This is a genomic window from Ferruginibacter sp. (assembly GCF_014377975.1).
Classification (GTDB): Bacteria; Bacteroidota; Bacteroidia; order Chitinophagales; family Chitinophagaceae; genus Ferruginibacter.
Map to the genome: position 1 here is coordinate 1 of NZ_JACMOO010000379.1, position 2,432 is coordinate 2,432.

Below are 2,432 nucleotides of genomic sequence, written 5' to 3' on the forward strand. Positions count from 1 at the left end.
ATTTACTTTTGATTTGCCCGAAAATATTCCTAACAAAATACTCGGCTGGAAAGATTGCCGCAACATTTATTTACTGGTAAAAGAAACAGTGAACAATGCCATCAAACATGCAGGCGCTTCTTCCATTGTGATTGAATGCAGTATTACAGATCAAATACAATTTTCCATTGCAGATAATGGCAGGGGCTTTAACCCCGATACCTTAAAAACAAATGGTAATGGCTTGCCGAATTACAAAAAGAGGGTGGAGAAATTAGGTGGTAGCTACCAAATAATTACAGCAGTTCGTGAAGGAACTAAGTTGTTATTTGTAATTCCGTTGAATGATTTCAATAAAACGTTGTCATAGGAAATAAATAAAAATGCAAAAAGCTTTTATCAATCCTTCCTTCTTAAATTAATTTTTGATTGCAATTTTTTTCAATCCACAGTGTTGTGATTATACTGTTTGGCGGCAAGCAAATCGTTAGCTGAATTTAAAGCTGCATAAAATAATCAGCCCAACAGAGGGATCTTGATTACCTGAAAATACCAACTTATTGGTAGATAAAAATTACCAATTAATCGGGATTGTTTTACCCTTATCCCAACAGTAGTTTTACATAAGAAATAATCGAATCCTTTTTTATACTTTAATTAATTTTTCACCTAAGAAATGTTAGATTGACAGGGAATTACAAAATCTCAATTTTTACATAACAAGAATATCTGGAGGATACAGTTGTTGAACTCTTCATTCATCTATCCGAAATGATAGTTCATATATATGAAGTAAAGAGATGGAAAATTATTCTGGTAAACAATGGTGAGACAGGTTTTTATGCTGGTGTGCATACGAATGTATCTGCGGAAATTATTTATGCAATCAGGTTTTTCCTTGAAAAGAATCATTGGTGGATGCTCCTGGTTGGGGCTGGAATGCTGTTAATCCATACTGATGAGGTGTTTGGCATGGTGAATTAATCTTTAGATAAGCTATTTATAATTAATCAAATAAATTTTATGACTGAATCTGTAAACGAAAAAAAGTATTTAGCCGGAAAGTTTGCCCTGGTAACGGGAAGCTCAAGGGGTATAGGCAGAGGGATTGCTCTTAAACTGGCCGAAAAGGGCGTAAAGGTAGCTGTTAATTATCTTAAGGATGAAGCCGCTGCAAACGATACCCTTGCAAAAATTAAGGAGCTTGGCTCAGATGGATTTATTGTTCAGGCCGATGTATGTAATCCGAAAGATATAGAGCGGATGGTGAGTGAAGTGCGTGATAAATTTGGCAAGCTGGACATTTTCGTAAGCAATGCACTAGGTAATTTATTAGGTTTTATGAGTCCACCGTTGCAGGTAAGTTTACAGCAATGGGAAGAAGCCTGCCGGGCTCAGTCCAGTGCCTTCCTGGTGGGTGTTCAGCAGGCAGCAGGCCTTTTAAGCGACAAAGGGCGCATACTGGCTATCAGCTATTGGCCTGGCAGTCATGCAGGTGGCTTCTTGCCATATTTTGCTATGGGCACCAATAAGGCTGCTGTGGAAGCCATGTGCCGGTATTTTGCTGTAGCGCTTGCACCCAGGGGTATTACGGTAAATGCTGTTTGTGCCGGCATTACAGATGATAGCATCGTTAACAGCCTGCCGAAGGAAGCGCAGGACGCAATGTTATCATGGCTTAAAGAAGGATGGAACCCCATGAAGCGCCCCGGCACCCCGGCAGATATAGGAGGCGCTATTGCAACGTTGTGTACTGAAGATGCCGGATGGATTACAGGCCAGACTATTATTGCAGATGGCGGTGCATCATTGATGAATCCTGAAGTGCCACTTTTCTTTCAACTTCCGTAGAATGGAGGTGCTGCTGCCGTTAAAGCGGCTTGCATTGCAAAATGGAAATATTAAAAAAGAAAATGAAAATCTTGAAAACTGATGTCCGGAAATCCGCAGCACATACTTTTTAGTCAACCCTCCGGGCAGGTACAACTTACCCACAGACATTGGCAACAGGGAAAAGTGATAACTGGTTTTACTACTATGAGCAAATACATTTTTATAATTAAACTTTTAAAAACTTAAAATTATGGAACAGCAAAAACAAAACAAAGAATTTATTACCCGCTATTTTAATGCACTTGGCGGCGGCGTTACCAAAACGAAGGAACTACTGGAAAAGTATATTACAGATGAAGCACTCATCGGGCATATTAATTTTTTTGAACCAGTATTTCCAGGCTATGAAGTAATTGCCGACGAGATGACTGCTGAAGGCAATAAGGTAGTGGTTAAAGCCCGTTTCAAAGGCACCCACGAAGGAGACTTTAATGGCATAGCACCAACACATCGCACCATTGAAGTTCCATTTGCGATTAGCTATGAAATTGAGAATGAAAAAATTGTGCACCACTGGATGATTATTGACCGCATGGCCATAATGGAGCAACTGGGTGTGA

At 39.6% G+C, this 2,432-nt stretch carries 4 protein-coding genes; all 4 read left to right on the forward strand.

Going from position 1 to position 2,432, the window contains the following annotated elements; translation table 11 throughout:
- Positions 1 to 349: sensor histidine kinase (locus tag H7254_RS18505; protein WP_301934383.1), on the forward strand; the 349-nt coding region annotated here is incomplete at its 5' end.
- Positions 350 to 750: 401 nt separating this feature from the next.
- Positions 751 to 963: a hypothetical protein gene (locus H7254_RS18510; protein WP_301934384.1), complete on the forward strand. Its 213-nt coding sequence runs from the start codon at positions 751 to 753 to the stop codon at positions 961 to 963.
- A 39-nt stretch (positions 964 to 1,002) separates the two neighbouring features.
- Positions 1,003 to 1,830, forward strand: coding sequence for an SDR family oxidoreductase (locus tag H7254_RS18515; RefSeq protein WP_301934385.1), 828 nt, complete (start codon positions 1,003 to 1,005; stop codon positions 1,828 to 1,830).
- Positions 1,831 to 2,062: 232 nt separating this feature from the next.
- On the forward strand, positions 2,063 to 2,432 hold a 370-nt coding region (locus tag H7254_RS18520; protein WP_301934386.1), incomplete at its 3' end, for an ester cyclase.